A 278-nucleotide genomic window follows, 5' to 3' on the forward strand; every position below is an offset into this window, starting at 1 on the left:
ACAACTCACGGCCCATACCCAGCCGCTGGCTGCCCTGACCCGTGAACAGAACTCCGAGACGACCCTCGACCACCGACCCCGACACCACACCCGAACCACCGGAGGCGACGGCCTCAAGCCCGGCCAGGAACTCCTCCCGCTCCCGGCCGAACACCACGGCCCGATGCTCATGCACAGCCCGGCCCGACAGCAACGACCAACCCACGTCCACCGAGTCCACTTCGGTCTGCGCCACCACATGCTCACGCAGACGGCCGGCCTGCGCCCGCAACGCCTCC

The 278-nt window shown here is 69.4% G+C and carries 1 pseudogene; it reads right to left on the reverse strand.

What is annotated here, in order from left to right:
* Positions 1 to 278 (reverse strand): annotated as a pseudogene (locus tag ADL01_RS26915) (polyketide synthase); the annotation flags it as partial.

The sequence above is a fragment of the Streptomyces sp. NRRL WC-3618 genome, assembly GCF_001280005.1.
Taxonomy (GTDB): Bacteria; Actinomycetota; Actinomycetes; order Streptomycetales; family Streptomycetaceae; genus Streptomyces.